Raw genomic sequence first — 16,420 nt, forward strand, 5'->3', positions numbered from 1 at the left:
ACGGCTTCGCAAAAAGTCCAATATCTTTGTTGCGCTGCATCCCTCGGAATTTCACGTACGATTAAGTACGCTGCATTCCTCGGGATTTGCGCGCCGCGATCTTGAACTTTTTTCTTTGCCGTCCCAGAATCGACTTTTTACGAGTCCATCAAGCTTGGAAAGTTTCATTTTATGAAAAAAAGCGCGCGTATTATATACTGCTGCCAGGAATGCGGACACCAGAGCCCCAAGTGGATGGGCCGGTGCCCGGAATGCGGGGGGTGGGACACCCTGATTGAGGAAAAGCCCACGGCATCGGACCGGTCTGGTCAAGGCGGCGGCGGTCTGGCCGCGCAAATGACGCCCGTGCCCATCGATTCCATTGAGCTTGATGAAGAGTATCGGATTTTGACCGGCGTCCGGGAGTTTGACCGGGTGCTGGGCGGCGGCATTATCGACGGCAGTCTGGTGCTGATCGGCGGCGATCCGGGCATCGGCAAATCCACCCTCATGCTGCAGGTCTTAAACAGCCTGTCAAAAAGGGATCAAAAGGTCCTCTATGTGTCCGGGGAAGAATCCATCCGGCAGCTCAAAATGCGCAGTCAGCGCCTGAATGCGGTGTCCGGAAATATGCTGGTGGCCTGTGAAATAAACATCGAGTCCATTCTGTCCACCGTGGATTCGGTAAAACCGGATGTTCTGGTGGTGGACTCCATTCAGACCATGTTTTCACCGGATGTCTCTTCAGCGCCGGGCAGTGTCAGCCATGTGCGGGAGGCCACCATGAAACTCATGGTCATGGCCAAGCAGAGCGGGGTGCCGGCATTTTTGATCGGGCACGTCACCAAGGAGGGCGCTATAGCCGGCCCGCGGCTGATGGAGCACATGGTGGACACGGTGCTCTATTTCGAAGGCGATCAGAATCATGTATTCCGGATTCTGCGGGCGGTGAAGAACCGGTTCGGGTCCACCAATGAAATCGGGGTCTTTGAGATGAAGGAGTCCGGGCTTGCCGAGGTGCCGAACCCGTCTGCGGTCTTTCTGGCCGAACGCGCGGAAAATGCCGCCGGCTCTGTGGTCACCGCCTGCATGGAGGGCACCCGGCCGATTCTGGTGGAGCTTCAGGCCTTGATCAGCAGTGCGGGATTCGGCACGCCCCGCCGAACCGTGCTGGGCCTTGATCACAACCGGGTTTCGCTTCTGGTGGCGGTGATGGAGAAGAAGCTGGGGCTCAATATGGCCGGCAATGACATCTTTATGAACGTGGCCGGCGGCGTCAAGGTCTCTGAGCCGGCCGTGGATCTGGGCATTGCCGCCGCCGTGGCCTCAAGTTTTCTGGATCGTGCCATCCCGGAGAAGATGATGCTTCTGGGCGAGGTCGGCCTGGCCGGCGAGGTGCGGGGGATTTCGCAGCTTGAGCCCCGCATCAGCGAGGTGCGCAAGATGGGCTTTACCCGCTGCATTGTGCCGAAAAGCAGCCTGAAGGCGGTATCCAAAATGGACGGCATCGAGCTGATCGGCATTAATCAATTGGCTGAAATGATGGATCTCCTATTTTGAGCGCTTCCAATTTCACCGCATCTACTGCGTCAAATGATGTCTCGCATAGGCAACTATAGCTCGACATCATTTTCCTTGTATCTGCGGCAAACTTGAAAATCGCTCACTATAGATTTAATTTTTAATCTTATTCGGCTCAGCTAGAAGTAAACTGATATTAATTGACACTTTAGCAATTTCTGTGTATGAAACGCCGCAACCCCAAATCCCGACAACAGCCTGATTATTATGCGAAACGGGCCAGGCAGGAGAAGTTTCCGGCCCGGTCCGTATATAAGCTGCAGGAGATACAGAAAAAATACCGCCTGATCCAAAAAGGGCACAAAGTCCTGGACTTGGGGTGCGCGCCGGGCTCATGGCTGAAATATGCCGCGGATCTGACCGGCGGCAAGGGCCTGGTGGTGGGCATAGACCTCAAGCCGGTGACCGAGAAGCTGCCGGCATATGTCCGGGTGCTGGAAGAAGATGTCATGGCCCTGGCCGAGGCGCCGGAGAAATGCGGCGAGCTTTCAGAAAGCGGCTTTGATGTGGTCTTAAGCGATATGGCGCCCGCCACCACGGGTAAAAAAGACGTGGATGCGGCCCGATCCTATAACTTAAGCCGGGCCGCACTTGGCATTGCCGAGGGTGTTTTGCCCAAAGGCGGCGTGTTTGTCTGTAAAATATTTCAGGGCCCGGATTTTGAGGAATTTATCGCAGCGGTAAAGAAAAGGTTTGAGGCGTGCCGGATATACAAGCCGCAGAGCACGCGCAAAGAGAGTAAAGAAACATATGTTGTCGGCATCAGCCGAAAATAGGAGGAGAATTCATGGCAGGACACAGTAAATGGGCAAATATCAAGCATCGCAAAGGCGCGGAGGATGCCAAACGCGGCAAGATCTTCACCAAGCTCACCAAGGAGATCATTGTGGCCGCCCGCATGGGCGGCGGAGATCCGAATGCCAATCCGAGGCTTCGCGCGGCGATACAGAGCGCCAAGAGCAACAACCTGCCAAAGGATAAAGTGGAGCGCGCGATCAAAAAGGGTACCGGTGAACTCGAGGGGGTTAATTACGAGGAGACCAATTACGAGGGCTACGGCCCCGGCGGTGCGGCGGTTTTGGTGGAATCCATGACAGACAATAAAAACCGGGCCGTCTCAGAAATCCGGCATATTTTCAGCAAGCACGGCGGTAAACTCGGGGAGAATGGCTGCGTGGACTGGATGTTTGATAAAAAGGGCTGGATTGCGGTCAATAAATCCAATACGGATGAGGAAACTCTCATGACCGTGGCCCTGGATGCCGGGGCTGAGGATATCCGCGAAGAGGATCAGCATAACTATGAAATCATCGCCCCGCCGGATGCGTTCGAAAATGTCAAGGCGGCATTAACCGAGGCGGAAATCCCCTACGAGAATGACGAGGTCACCATGCTCCCCCAGTCCTATATTAATCTTGCCGGCAAGGAGGCCGAACAGATGTATCGGCTGATGGATGCCCTGGACGATAATGATGACGTGCAGAAGGTGTATACCAATGCGGATATACCCGAGGAAGTGATCGCAGAAATGCAGTGATGGCTTCATAAAAAGTTCAATATCTGTGTTGCGCTGCATCCCTCGGAATTTCACGTACTACTGCGTACGCTGCATTCCTCGGGATTTTGCGCGCCTTGATCTTGAACTTTTTCTTTTGCCATCAAAAAGAAGGTTTTTATGCCTACAGCTCGATCATTTTCTGAACTGCGCCAAGCGCTGGTTCCCGAATATGATCGGGCACTTTGACCTCGCCGGTCAGATGCTCAAGGCTCTCCGCCACATCCGCCAGTCCGATTTTTTTCATGTCCGGGCATACCATTGCCTCAGAGGCTGCCACAAAGGTTTTATCCGGGCACGCCTTTTTGAGCGGATAGATCAGGCCCGCTTCCGTGCCCACGATAAGGGTCTGCGCATCTGATTCTGTTGCAAATTTGAGCATGCCTGACGTGCTGGCCACCGCATCGGCGATTTCCAAAACTGCGGTCCGGCATTCCGGATGGGCCATGAAGAGCGCATCCGGAAATTCCTGCCGCCGCCGGGTGACTTCTTCAGGCGTCAGACGGTCGTGATACGGGCAGTAGCCGTCCCAGGCATAAATGGTTTTATCGGTTTTTGTGGCCGTGTACCGGGCCAGGTTCCGGTCCGGCACCATGAGAATCTCCTGGGATATGAGGCTGTTTGCCACCTTTACGGAATTGGCGGAGGTGCAGCAGATGGTGGACATGGCTTTAACCGCGGCACTGGAATTGACATAGGTGACCACGGGGATATCCGGGGATTCCTTGATCCGGGCGGAGAGCTGCTGCGGGGTGATCATGTCCGCCATGGGGCAGCCGGCGGTTTTGTCGGGCAAAAGCACGGTTTTGTCCGGACATAGGATGGATGCGGTCTCAGCCATGAACTGCACGCCGCAGAAGACAATCACATCCGCCGCCGTCTGGGAGGCTTTGATGCTTAGCTCCAAAGAATCCCCGCAAAGATCGGCGATATCCTGAATTTCCGGCGGCTGGTAATTGTGGGCCAGAATAATAGCGTTTCTCTCTGTTTTGAGCCGGCTGATGGTGTCAGTGAGTTCTTCCTGCATGACGGGCGAATTGTCCTGTTCTCGATTTATTGTTCCATCGTCACCACATCCGCGCCCTTGGGAATTTCAAACTGAAATTTTTCAGTGCTGATCCCCTCTTTGAAGCGGATGTTTTTAAAATTGATCCGGGTCTCATCCCCATAGGCATTTTTTGTTGTCACGCCTTCCACAATAAAGGTTTCCGGATCAATGTTTAGGAAAATTTTGGAGATCTCCAGTTCCTTTTGGCGCGGAATGAGCTTCAGGGTGATATATCCGGGCTTCGGGTCTGCCGCTTTTTCGGCGGTAAATTCTTCCTTGACCAGTTCGATATTGGAAAGGAAGCTGGCGCCTTTGCCGTTTCCGAAATAGGTGAGGGCATCGCCCACAATGACCTGGTTGTCCGCGGGCCGGTGAATCCATAAGGTTTCGCCATCCGTAACAATGGCATGCTGATCCGGGGTTTCATATTCCCAGCGCATCATGCCCGGATGTTTGAACCACACCCGCCCGGTGGCGGTGTCCGTTATATCCATGGCGGCAAGGGTTGATTCCTGGGTGAATTCGGCCTGTATGTCCGCCCCGCCATACCGGGATTCCAGTTTGGCAATAATTTCCTCTTTGGACAGGCTGTCTTCTGAAGATGCCCCGGATTGACAAATCCCGGGGACAGCGCATGCAAGTATGAAGAGTCCGCAAAGCGCCGCATAGGCCAAAAATCGCATGAAAATAAACTCCGTATCAGTTGGTTTGTCGTTCATAAAATTGGTGCGGCCGGATTCATCAAATACCAATTTAAACCTAAATTATCCTTTTTATCAAATCGCAACCGGAATGTAAATGAAATGCCCGCAGAAATCAGCGCCGGTCAGCCATCCGGACTGCCGCCTGAAGGCCGGCTTCGCCTTTAACCTATTGATTTTTTTTCTGAATTTTATAAAGCAAATGCTCAGAATTTTCTTGACACACTTTTATCATTCTTGTATTCAATATTTTTTATTTTTGTAATCGGATTTACCACTTAGATAATTGGGAGTTTAATTTTAGTCAGGAGGTTATTATGAGAAGAATTGAAAAGGCGGCTGTAATCGGTTCCGGTATTATGGGTGGCGGAATTGCCGCCCTGCTTGCCAGTGCCGGAATCCCCACAGTTCTTTTGGATATTGTTCCCTTCGATTTGAAAGAAGAGGAAAAAAATGATCCAAAAGCCAGAAACCGAATCGTCCAGGGCGGGCTGGATGCGGCTATAAAAGCCAAGCCCCCCCTGTTCATGAATCCGAAAAAGGATGTGGATCTTATCACCATCGGCAACTTAGACGATGATCTGGACAAGATCAAGGATTGCGACTGGATCGTTGAGGTTGTGGTAGAAAAACTGGAAATCAAGCAGAATCTGTTTAAAAAGGTCGATAATATCCGCAAGAAAGGCTCGGTTGTTAGCTCAAACACATCCGGCATTCCGCTGCAGCAGATGTCCAAGGATTTAAGCGAGGACATGCGCCAGCATTTTCTGGGCACCCACTTTTTCAACCCCGTCCGCTACATGCACCTGTTGGAGATCATCCCCGGGCCTGAGACCCTGCCCGAGGTCCTCAACTTCATGGCGGATTTTGGCGAAAAATTCCTGGGCAAAGGCATTGTCTGGGCCAAAGATACCCCCAACTTTATCGGCAACCGCATCGGTGTTCAAAATATCGGCAAAGCCATGCAGGCCATGCTGGAGCACGGGTTGGCCATTCCGGAAGTTGACGCCATTTTCGGTCCGCCCATGGGCCGGCCCAAAACCGCGGTTTTTAAGACGTCTGATATGGTCGGACTGGATACCATGAAGCATGTGGCGGATAACTGCTACAACATGTGCCCGGATGACGAAATGCGGGAAACCATGGCAATGCCCGATTTCGTCAAAACCATGGTTGAAGAGAAAAACCTGCTTGGCAACAAAACCAAGGCGGGCTTTTATACCAAGGAACTGACCCCGGAATGGAAGCAGATCCGCAAGGTCATCAATCCCCAGACCCTTGAATACGAAGAATACGGCAAAGCCGATTTCCCCTGCCTTCAGGAAGCCAAGAAAAAAGAGTCGCTTCCCGAAAAAATGCGGGCCATTGTCTACGGCGATGACAAGGCTGCTAAATATGCATGGGACGTGGTTTCAAACGGCCTGATTTACTCAGCCAACCGGATTCCCGAAATATCCGATACGCTGGTTGACATCGATAATGCCATGAAATGGGGCTATAATTGGGAACTCGGCCCTTTTGAAACCTGGGATGCCATCGGGGTCAAGGAATCGGTCGAAAAAATGGAGGCCGACGGCCTGACCGTTCCCGGCAATGTCAGGGAAATGCTGAATTCCGGAGCTACCAGTTTCTATAAGCTGGATGGCGGCCAGCGGATGTTCTTTGATTTCGGGTCAAACAGCTACAAACCGGTCCCGATGAGTGATAAGCAGATCATCCTGGCCGATCTCAGGGCCAACAACAAGGTGGTCAAGTCGGTCGCCTCCTGCTCGCTGATTGATTTGGGCGACGGGGTTTTTAACCTGGAATTCCATTCCAAGATGAATGCCATCAACAATGAGATGGTGGAATTCATGGCTGAGGCCGGCGAATATGTCAAAGAAAACGGTGTCGGCATGGTAATCGGCAACCAGGCATCCGGCATGCCCGCCCCCTTCTCTGCGGGCGGTGATCTTTCCTACATGCTGAGCTGCGCCAAGGCCGGCAATTTTGATGAAATTGACAAATTCATCCGCACCGTCCATAAAGGGATCATGGGCACCAAGTATGCGCCGTTTCCGGTTGTGGCCGCCCCGTTCGGCCTGGCTTTGGGCGGCGGCTGCGAAGTCTGCATGTCAGCCGATAGAATGGTCGCCAATGCGGATCTTTTCATGGGCCTGGTTGAAATCGGCGCCGGGCTGGTGCCGGGCGGCTGCGGCATGATCCATCTGTGGCGCAATTATATTGAATCCAAGCCGGATATCGCTAATTTGACGGATTTCGCCGGATATTTTATCCAGGCATTCATGTGTGTGGCCCAGGCGAAAGTCTCCAATTCGGCAGCGGATGCCCGCAACAAGGGTTACCTCCGCCCCACCGACCGGATCGTGTTCAACAAGGATAACCTGATCGGTGAGGCCAAGAAAGAGGTCTTGAAGATGGTAGATGACGGCTATGTCCCGCCAAGAAGGGTTAAACGACCGGTATTCGGCCGGGAAGCCCATGGCATGCTTTGGTCAGAAATGTTGAACATGAGCATCGGTGGCTACATTACCCCGCACATGGAAGCCATCGCCAAAAAAGCCGCCTACTGCATGTCCGGCGGTGATGTGCCCCAGGGAACCATGGTCAGTGAAGAGCATCTGATGGACCTGGAGCGCGAGGCCTTTGTGGAGCTCTGGAAAACAGAGAACACCCAGAAAATGGCCGAGCATATGATGACAACCGGCAAGCCCTTGATGCTGTAATAAAAAAATCCAAAAACCGAAATTTTAGGAGGATATACAGATGACAGAAGCATATATTGTAACCTCGCTGAGGACACCCGGCTGCCGGCGGAAAAAAGGGGCGTTTGCCCAGACCCGGCCGGAAGATCTTATGAAAACGGTTCTGAATGCCGTTATGGAAAAGACGCCGAATGTGGAGAAAAAGGACGTTGAAGACTTGATGATCGGCTGCGCCTTCCCGGAGGCGGAACAGGGCTTGAACATCGGCCGTGTTATTGCCCAGATGGCCGGCTTCCCGGATTCTGCCTGCGGTGCCACCGTGAACCGGTTCTGCTCTTCCGGCCTTGAATCCATTGCACTGCAGGCCATGCGGATTAAATCCGGCTGGTGTGATGTGGCCATTGGCGGCGGCATTGAATCCATGTCCATCGTCCCCATGGGCGGCAACATGCCCCGCCCGCATCCGCAATGGGCCAAGGAAAATCCGGATGTCTACATGTCCATGGGCGCCACTGCCGAAAACGTGGCCAACCGCTATAACATCACCCGGGAGATGCAGGATGAATTCGGCTATCATTCCCAGATGAAGGCGGCAAATGCCAAGAAAAACGGCCTCTACAAGGAAATCGTTCCCACCCCGGCGGTCAAGTTCGTGGAAAAAGAAGACGGCTCCTGGGAAGAAAAAACCTGGCTGCAGGATTTTGACGACGGTATCCGGGAGGCCACGACCATGGAGGGCATGGCCAAGCTGAAACCCGCATTTGCGGCTAACGGCTCGGTCACCGCTGCCAACTCTTCGCAGACCACGGACGGTGCGGCCGCCACATTGATCATGAGCGAAGAGGCGGTCAAAAAATTTGATGTCAAGCCGATTGCCAAGATCAAATATTACACGGTGGCCGGTGTCCGGGCCGATGAAATGGGCGTGGGACCGGCCTATGCCATCCCGAAAGTCCTTGACATGGCGGGGATGAAGGTGGATGATATCGGCATCTTCGAGGTAAACGAAGCGTTTGCCTCGCAGGCCATTTACTGCCTGCAGCAGCTCGGCATGTATGACAAAAAAGAACTGTGGAGCTCAGACAGCGACAAGCGCATCGTTAACGTAAACGGCGGCGCCATCGCCCTGGGCCACCCCCTGGGCTGCACCGGTGCTAAGCTGTGCGCCCAGCTGATGAATGAAATGAAAGAGCGCGGCGCCAAATACGGCATCGAGTCTATGTGCATCGGCGGCGGAATGGGCGCAGCCGCACTTTTTGAATTGTGTGACTAAGCACCTCCTCCTTTCCTTGTGTGTATATATAAAAAAGGCTGCCCGGGTTATCCGGACAGCCTTTTTTTATGTTTTACTTCCAGAACTGGAAAAATTTTTTCCGGGGCGGATTTTTAAGCACCATCACCGGGATCTCTTTTTCCATCAGCCGGAAGGATTCCGAAAGGTTGCCCAATAGCGAGGTCACGTTGGCGGTATCGCCCTGGGCACCGAGCACGATGAGCCGGGCGTTATCGTCTATGGCCGCCTGGTAGATATTTTCCGCCTCGCTGGTCAGCTCATGACCGGTCTCGATCCGGCAGGGAATATCCGCCGGCGAGAGCTCATAATCCTTGAGAAACTGTTCATAGGCCCTTTTGGCCTGCTGCTGATAATGGCTGGCGCTTCGTTCCGTGGTGGCCGGGAAATAAGCCCGGGTGGGGTCGCACACAAAATAGCAGTTCATCTTAACTCCCCAGGTCCGCGACATATCCAGAGTCCGCTCAAATGCCCGCACGGATTGGGATGAAAAATCAATGGCGCACAGAATCGGATCAATGCTTTTTGCTGCGTATTGGGGGACGAACAGGAGGTCGCTGGACGCCTCTGCCGCGATTTTGCGGCTGTATCGCGCCTGGCGGTTTTCCCCGTATTTCTGGCCGATAAGCGTCAGGTCAATTTCATTTTTTTTGATGTAATCGACGATTTCCCGGGACGCATCCTCATAGCCAACCTGGGTGGCGATATCCCACTGGCACTCTTCCTCAAAATGGCTGTCCACGGAGTTGTGCATTTCCTCGCGAATGATCGAATTGAGCTCGGTTTCTATGTCCGGGAAACTCCGCTTGCCGCGGTCCGGCAGATCATGGGCCTGAATGGCATGAAAAAATGTGGCCTTGGCTGCCGGCAGCATCCGGGCCATGAACGCGGCATAGGAAATCAAATGCGTGTCAATGGCGGTCAGATCCAGGCATACCAGTAGGTTGCGAACCGGCTCTAATTGGGGGTAATTGGCGTTAGTCGGCATATGGGTACCCATATCAAAAGGTTTCTGGGTTTTCGGTTTCTCCGGATGCGCCTTTTTCTTCCGCATTCCGGGCCTCCTTTTCATAGAGCAGCCGATGGATCAGCTCCTGATAGGATTCCCTTTCGACTGTCCTGGCCCGCAGCTGTTCCGCCTCATACTCGTTATTGAGGCCTTTCCAGAGGCTATACCCCATTATGAGCAATAATACGGCAAAAGGCAATCCCGTGGTGATGGAGGCGGTCTGCAGGGCGCTCAAGCCGCCGCCGATCAAAAGTACGGCCGCCACCGCCCCTTCCATTGTCGCCCAGAAGACCCGCTGGCCCACCGGCGAGTTGAGTTTTCCGCCCGAGGTAAAGGCATCCACCACCAGCGAGCCGGAATCCGAGGATGTGACGAAAAAGCTGATGACCAGCACAATAGCGGCAAAGTTGGTGATCTGGGAAAACGGAAACTGCTCTAACAGATAGTAAATCGCCACGGCCACATTTTCCTTGACCGGCCCGGCGATGCTGCCCATGTTCTCCATCTCGATATAAATGGCCGATCCGCCGAATGCTGTGATCCATAGAAATGTCAGCAGCGACGGGATGATCAGCACGCTTAGTACGAATTCACGAACGGTTCGGCCCTTGGAGATCCGGGCGATAAACATGCCCACAAACGGCGACCAGGAAATCCACCAGGCCCAGTAGAATACCGTCCAGCTGTTTTGCCAGTTGCTGTCCCGATAGCTTTCCGTCCAGAAGCTGGTGTTGAAAAAATCCCCCAGATAAACCCCTAAATTCTGGACAAAAGAATCCAGAATCAGCACGCTTGGCCCCAGGAGCAGCAGAAAGACCAGCAGGATGGCGCCCAGATTGATGTTCATTTGGCTTAAGCGTTTCACTCCTTTGTCGATTCCGGAGACCACGGAGAGGGTGGCGGCAAAGGTGATCACTGCCACCAGCACCACCTGAATGCCGGTATTGTCCGGAATGCCGAACAAATGATTCAGCCCGGCATTGACCTGCTGGACGCCGAAGCCCAGAGATGTGGCCAGGCCGAAAAGTGTGGCCAGCACCGCCAGCACATCGATCACATCCCCCCAAATGCCATACACCCTGTCGCCCAGCAGCGGGTAGAAAACGGACCGGATGGCCAGCGGGAGTTTCCGGTTAAAGGCGAAAAATGCCAGGGCCATCCCCACCAGCGCATAAATGCCCCAGGGATGCAGCCCCCAGTGCAGAAACGTGGTTTTCATGGCGATTTTTGCGGCATCAATTGCAGAACCGCCCCCATAGGGGGGCTCCATAAAGTGATAGATCGGCTCGGCCACGCTCCAGAAGAGAATCCCGATGCCCATGCCGGCGCTAAACAGCATGGAAAACCAGGAAAATCTTGAAAAATCCGGTACCGCGTTTTTGCCGCCCAGACGGATGGAGCCCAGCCGGCTGAAGGCGATAAATATCATAATAAACAGGTAGAGGTTGACCGTGATGACGAAAAACCAGCTGAAGTTATTGGATATAAAGCTTTGCATGGCGGAAAACACGGTTTCCATCGGCTCGCCCACCAGAAGGGTGACCGCGATAAAAAGCGCGGTGAGAATGGCGGCGGGCCAGAAAACCGGCGGATGGATGTCAAAATAGCGGTGGCTGCTGACTGGTTGCGGGGTGCTCCCGGAAGTCGTTGTTTTATCTGTCATGCGAACAATCCTGTCCTTTGTCGTCGCCGGATGTGGGTAAGAACGCTTGGGGCTCTTGGCAGCAATTTAAAAAGTATACTAATTCTTAAATCCATTTATGTAAAACCAAAAATTCAGGCGATTAACCGATGGCACACAACCCAAAATTGGCCCCTATATGAGGCCGGCAAAAAAAGCCGTCTGCTTTTCCCGCCTTTTGCCGGCAATCATTGTTTGACTCCGGCAAAATGGCCTTTATACTAAGTTAAATGGTATCATCAGAAAGACGCACCCATGTATGAGCAGTTTAACAATTTACTGGAAGACATTTCAGATCCCATCTATCTGATGGATCCGGAGGGCGCGATTCAATATTTGAATGAAGCCGCCCGGGGCGTTTTGGGCTTTGAATGTACGTCCAATCCTTTAACCTGTCGGTTGTCGGACTGTCATCCGAAGTGGGCCGAAGAGATGATCCGGGAACAGGCCATTCCCTCAGCCATTGCCAACGGCCGGTGGCGGGGGGAAAGCGCGCTTCTCACCCGAAACGGGATGGTGCTTCCGGTCTTTCAGACGATTCATGTGCAGCGCACCTCTCTTGGCGGCATTGCGCACCTGTCCGCCGTTTTCAAGGCCGATACCGGCGACTATTTTGAAAAGGCGAGAAAACTGGATCGGCTGACCCAGCTGGAAACGCTGATTCAGCTGTCCAAGCATGTCATGGAGGAAACCCGCCGAAGCGCCGTGATTCAGCAGGTGGTTTCCGCAGCCTGCGCCCTGACCAAAGGCAATGTCTGTATATTCTGTAAAATAACCCCCGCCGGCCGGGCAGTTATTGACAAGGCCCTTGACGGAAGTCCCGCCTGTGAGCTTTTGATGGCCGATATCTGGAAGCTCTTGGATGCCCCGAAATTTTTGGCGGATCTGGCCCGGAAAAAATCGCTGCGTCTGGTTTCAGCGGAATTTTACTCTTATAGCGAGAAATTTCCGAACCCATCGGGTGAAACCACCCAAGCCGGGCTAAAGCACCTGGTCTCTGCCCGCCTGGATGAGCCCGCAGGAGAGGGCGGGGGCATGATTCTGGTGGGCAATACCGATAATGTGGCTTTTACGCCGGAAGATGAGGCCATGCTGATTCATCTGGCCGCGTTCACGGAACTGGCCCTGCGGCATATCCATTCAAACAAAGAGGCCAGGCGACGCTCCCGGGAAATGGAACTTATTTTTACCAACCTCAAGGAAGCGGTGATGGTCTGCGATGTCAACGGCTCGCCGGTGATGGCCAATCCGGCCTGCGTCGCATTCCTGGGGTTTGATCCGGTGGGCACCTCATGCCGCAATGTCGCCCGGCAGATGCGGCTGCAGCTGCCGGACGGCACCCGGATTTTTTCAGATGAAATGCCTTACGCAAGGGCGCTGCGCGGCGAATCCGTTCTGGATGAGCGCTATTACGGCTATGATGATAATGACAACCCGCTGGTCTACATTATATCCTCAACTCCTTTGTATCGGGACGATGAAGTCGTCGGCGCGGTGACGGTCTGGCGGGATGAGACCGATCTGGAGCGTCTCACCGAGCAGTTGATCTCCGAGCAGTCCGCCCTGCAGACCATTATCCGGAGTGCGCCGGAGGGGATCGTGGTGGTGGATAAGGAATGCCGGATTACCATGGCCAATCCCACGGCCGTCCGTCTGTACGGCCGGGAGGTGCCCTATGGGCAGCCATTGGCCGCCCAGACGGATTTAAGTTTGATGCATCCGGACGGCACCCCTTTTGATCCAATGGATCTGCCGCTTTCCCGCTCGGTTTTTAACGGCGAGGTGCTTTATGACCAGGAAATGGCCATATCCCTGCCTGACGGCCGTATGCGGTATCTTTTGGTCAATACCACGCCCATCAAAAATCAGGCGCATGAAGTTATCGGCGGGGTCGGCGTCTTCCATGACATTACCCAGCGGCGCAGTGAAAAGGTGCAGCTCCAGCAGGATAAGAATATCCTTGAAAAACGGGTGGCTGAGCGCAACGTGGAGCTTGAGCATCTGGTTGAAACTTTAAAGACGGAAATCGAGGAGCGAAAGCGCGTGGAGCAAAAGCTCAGGGAGTCGCAGCAGGAACTGCGGCTTATGTCCAGGCGCACGCTTGAGGCCCTTGAGGCGGACAAGCAGGCAGTGGCCAAAGAGCTGCACGACAGCATCGGTGCAAGCCTTGCGGCCATTAAATTCAGCCTGGAAGAGCGGCTTTCCGCCATGCAGTCAGTCCCGGATGTGGATACCATCTCTCTTGAGAAAATCGTGTCCTATCTTTTGTATACCATCAAGGAAACCAAGCGGATAGCAGCGGAGCTGCGGCCGACAACGCTTGATGATCTTGGGCTTTTGGCCACTATTGATTGGTTTTGCCGTGAATTTTCGGGGTTTTATAAAAATATCGAGATCACCAATGAGATCACCATTCATGAATCCGAACTATCCGATGCGATGAAAATCGTCATTTATCGGATTCTTCAGGAATCTTTTAATAATGCCGCCAAGCACGCCGAGGCATCGAATATCCATTTTACGCTGGGCCGATATAACGGCGGGATTCAGATGGTAGTAACAGATGACGGAAGCGGGTTTGTGCCAAAATCCGATGTATTTGCCGAGGACCCCTTAACCGGCCATGGCATCGAAGGCATGCGCGAGCGCGCCGAACTCTGCGGCGGCCAATTGGAGATCAACTCCCGGGAGGGGGAGGGGACAAAGATCACCGTTACCCTGCCGCTTTAATATGCTTCACCTGTGGGGAATAATGGGGGATTATTTCTGCTGGACCAGGCCCTGGTCAATGGCAAACGCGGTTAATGCCGCGGCATTGTGAAGGTTTAGCTTTTGCATGATGTTGGCCCGGTGCTTTTCCACGGTTTTAACGCTGATATTTAAGAGATCGCCGATCTGTTTGTTGGTATAGCCCTCGGCGAGCAGCTTTAAAACTTCCCGCTCCCGGTGGGTCAGGTTTTCCCACGAGGATTTGGATTTAATTTTTTTATGCCCTTCCAGATAGCCTTCCATGACATTATCCGCAATCCCCGGGCTGATATAGGTTTTGCCGTTTAAAATGCTGGTTATGGCGAGCAGCAGTTCCTCGCGGCTGGCATCTTTAATGCAGTAGCCGTTGGCCCCCGCTTCGAATGTTTCAATCACATACTGATCGGACTCATGGATGGTCAGCACCAGGATCCGCATGTCGCTGAAATGCCGGCGCAGCTCCTTAATGACGCTGATGCCGCTTAAACGGGGCATGGAGAGGTCTAAGAGCAGGAGATCCGGCTGCTTCTTTTTGATCGAGTTAATGGCTTCCAACCCGTCTCTGGCTTCGCCAATAACCTCGAGCCCTTCCCTGGCGGCGAGCATGGCTTTCAGGCCGTCACGGAATAGTTGGTGATCTTCTGCAATAAAGACGGTTTTTTTATCTTCCATAGGCTTTTGGCTTAGTATGCCCGCAGAATTATTTGGGGTACCGTAAAAATCAACTGTAGGATAAAAAATTTATAATAAAAATGGATATAAGTGTAAATATAAATTTTTGGAAAAATATGGTACTGAGGCGATGGGGATAAGAGGCTTCAGGTGTCAGATGTCAGGAAATATTTTCTAAAGGCAGGCAGGCCGGAGCTTTTGAGTGCAGGTCTGAACACTGAACACTGAAATTTCACCGGGAAGTTACACAGAAATATTCGAATACGGTCGGATAAAAGTGGCAGTATGGCTTTAGAATAAAAACGGGGCGGCCGAATCGCGGCCGCCCCGTTAAGAATTCAAAAAGATAAAAGGATTATGAAGCCATGGCTTGGGCCAGTTCTTCGTAATCCGGCAATTCTTTTTTCAAAAAATCTCGGATTTTGAACAGAATCTCGCGCTCCACCTGCCGGACCCGTTCCCGGGAGATGCCCAGAAAATCCCCGATTTGCTGGAGTGTCTGCGGGGTTTCAGCATAGATCCGCTTATCCAAAATGGTGCGCTCTCTGTAGGTGATGGTTTTGCGGAACTGAGCCATTTTTTCGCGGACCATATCCGACATCTGCTTTTTCGAAACCTGGGTTTCCAGGGGCTCATCATTGGATTCCAGGATTTCAAGCCACTCCGTATTCGAATCCGCATTTAACGGGGCATCCAGAAACACATTGCTGCTGTGCAGTCGCTGATCCATATCCACAATATCCTCTTCCGCCACCCCGCAGTTTTGGGCTAGCCGGTCCGGGGTGGGACTGATGCCCTGGCTGGCCAGTTTATCCCTTTCCTGGCGGAGCTTAAAGAAAAGCTTCCGCTGCCCCTCGGTGGTCACAATTTTAACTACGCGAAAATTATCTTGAATAAATTTAAGAATATAGGCTTTAATCCAGAATGCCGCATAATAGGAGAATTTGACATTGCGCTCCGGGTCATATTTTTGGGCGGCCCGCAAAAGACCGATGTTTCCCTCCTGGATCAGGTCGTTCATATTATGCTTCCAGAAGCGCTGAAATTTCATCGCGATTTTGACCACCAGCCGAAGGTTGCAGACCACGAGCTGATAAACCGCCGCCTGGTCGCCGTCGTTCTGAACCCGCCGGGCCAGCGAAATTTCTTCTTTCCGGGTGAGCAGCTCGTGCCGTCGGATATCGGACATGTAGCGCTGGAGGGCATCGGCGCTGGCCGGGGCGGCAGCGGTTTTTTCTTCTTTGGTGCCGTCATCTCCGGTTTCTTTTAAACCGGCAGCAGGGATGGTTTTGGGGCTTTTCGGATTAAGTGCGGGTATTTCAGATTTCGTCGTTTCAGTAAACATTTTGATCTCCCATTTAAAAGATTGGCGATTCTGACTTTAACCCAATGACTCTCAATTAATTTTCTTTTGCCTAAAACGATGTTACGAAAACCATGATCGAGCGTC

12 protein-coding genes are annotated in these 16,420 nt (G+C 53.0%); 6 read left to right on the forward strand and 6 right to left on the reverse strand.

Annotation, left to right across the window (positions count from 1 at the left end; genetic code table 11):
• Positions 1 to 171 precede the first annotated feature (171 nt).
• The 3 genes from radA to U5L07_18020 all read left to right on the forward strand — a co-directional run bounded on the left by radA (position 172) and on the right by U5L07_18020 (position 3,097).
• The gene (radA, locus tag U5L07_18010) at positions 172 to 1,539 is read left to right on the forward strand and encodes a DNA repair protein RadA (protein MDZ7833644.1); all 1,368 of its coding nucleotides are present in this window, start codon (positions 172 to 174) and stop codon (positions 1,537 to 1,539) included.
• A 185-nt stretch (positions 1,540 to 1,724) separates the two neighbouring features.
• Positions 1,725 to 2,336, forward strand: coding sequence for an RlmE family RNA methyltransferase (locus U5L07_18015; protein ID MDZ7833645.1), 612 nt, complete (start codon positions 1,725 to 1,727; stop codon positions 2,334 to 2,336).
• Between the two features lie 11 nt (positions 2,337 to 2,347).
• Complete coding sequence (locus tag U5L07_18020; GenBank protein MDZ7833646.1) at positions 2,348 to 3,097, forward strand: YebC/PmpR family DNA-binding transcriptional regulator; 750 nt, start codon at positions 2,348 to 2,350, stop codon at positions 3,095 to 3,097.
• Between the two features lie 142 nt (positions 3,098 to 3,239).
• Here the strand turns inward: U5L07_18020 and nadA are convergent, their stop codons facing one another.
• Together nadA and U5L07_18030 are read right to left on the reverse strand one after the other, a co-directional pair.
• Positions 3,240 to 4,142, reverse strand: coding sequence for a quinolinate synthase NadA (gene nadA, locus U5L07_18025; GenBank protein ID MDZ7833647.1), 903 nt, complete (start codon positions 4,140 to 4,142; stop codon positions 3,240 to 3,242).
• 26 nt (positions 4,143 to 4,168) lie between these two features.
• Positions 4,169 to 4,846, reverse strand: a complete 678-nt coding sequence (locus U5L07_18030) for an outer membrane lipoprotein carrier protein LolA (protein MDZ7833648.1) — start codon at positions 4,844 to 4,846, stop codon at positions 4,169 to 4,171.
• 335 nt (positions 4,847 to 5,181) lie between these two features.
• Between U5L07_18030 and U5L07_18035 the strand changes: the two genes are divergently transcribed.
• On the forward strand, positions 5,182 to 7,590 hold the full coding sequence (locus tag U5L07_18035; GenBank protein MDZ7833649.1) for a 3-hydroxyacyl-CoA dehydrogenase/enoyl-CoA hydratase family protein: 2,409 nt from the start codon (positions 5,182 to 5,184) through the stop codon (positions 7,588 to 7,590).
• 40 nt (positions 7,591 to 7,630) lie between these two features.
• Positions 7,631 to 8,842: a thiolase family protein gene (locus U5L07_18040; GenBank protein ID MDZ7833650.1), complete on the forward strand. Its 1,212-nt coding sequence runs from the start codon at positions 7,631 to 7,633 to the stop codon at positions 8,840 to 8,842.
• Positions 8,843 to 8,915: 73 nt separating this feature from the next.
• Here U5L07_18040 and U5L07_18045 read toward each other — a convergent pair whose 3' ends face one another.
• Both U5L07_18045 and U5L07_18050 read right to left on the reverse strand, forming a co-directional pair.
• Entirely contained in the window at positions 8,916 to 9,914 is a 999-nt protein-coding gene (locus tag U5L07_18045) for a universal stress protein (GenBank protein MDZ7833651.1), read from the reverse strand.
• Positions 9,862 to 11,532 (reverse strand): BCCT family transporter, encoded by a 1,671-nt coding sequence (locus tag U5L07_18050; protein ID MDZ7833652.1) that lies wholly within the window; start codon positions 11,530 to 11,532, stop codon positions 9,862 to 9,864. Before U5L07_18050 ends, U5L07_18045 begins: the two co-directional genes overlap by 53 nt.
• Positions 11,533 to 11,805: 273 nt before the next feature.
• Between U5L07_18050 and U5L07_18055 the strand changes: the two genes are divergently transcribed.
• Positions 11,806 to 14,280 (forward strand): PAS domain S-box protein, encoded by a 2,475-nt coding sequence (locus U5L07_18055; protein ID MDZ7833653.1) that lies wholly within the window; start codon positions 11,806 to 11,808, stop codon positions 14,278 to 14,280.
• Positions 14,281 to 14,310: 30 nt separating this feature from the next.
• Here the strand turns inward: U5L07_18055 and U5L07_18060 are convergent, their stop codons facing one another.
• Together U5L07_18060 and U5L07_18065 are read right to left on the reverse strand one after the other, a co-directional pair.
• Positions 14,311 to 14,970, reverse strand: coding sequence for a response regulator transcription factor (locus U5L07_18060; protein ID MDZ7833654.1), 660 nt, complete (start codon positions 14,968 to 14,970; stop codon positions 14,311 to 14,313).
• Positions 14,971 to 15,325: 355 nt separating this feature from the next.
• Positions 15,326 to 16,315, reverse strand: coding sequence for a sigma-70 family RNA polymerase sigma factor (locus U5L07_18065; GenBank protein MDZ7833655.1), 990 nt, complete (start codon positions 16,313 to 16,315; stop codon positions 15,326 to 15,328).
• Positions 16,316 to 16,420: the final 105 nt, after the last annotated feature.

It is taken from the genome of Desulfobacterales bacterium, assembly GCA_034520365.1.
Lineage (GTDB): Bacteria > Desulfobacterota > Desulfobacteria > Desulfobacterales > Desulfosalsimonadaceae > M55B175.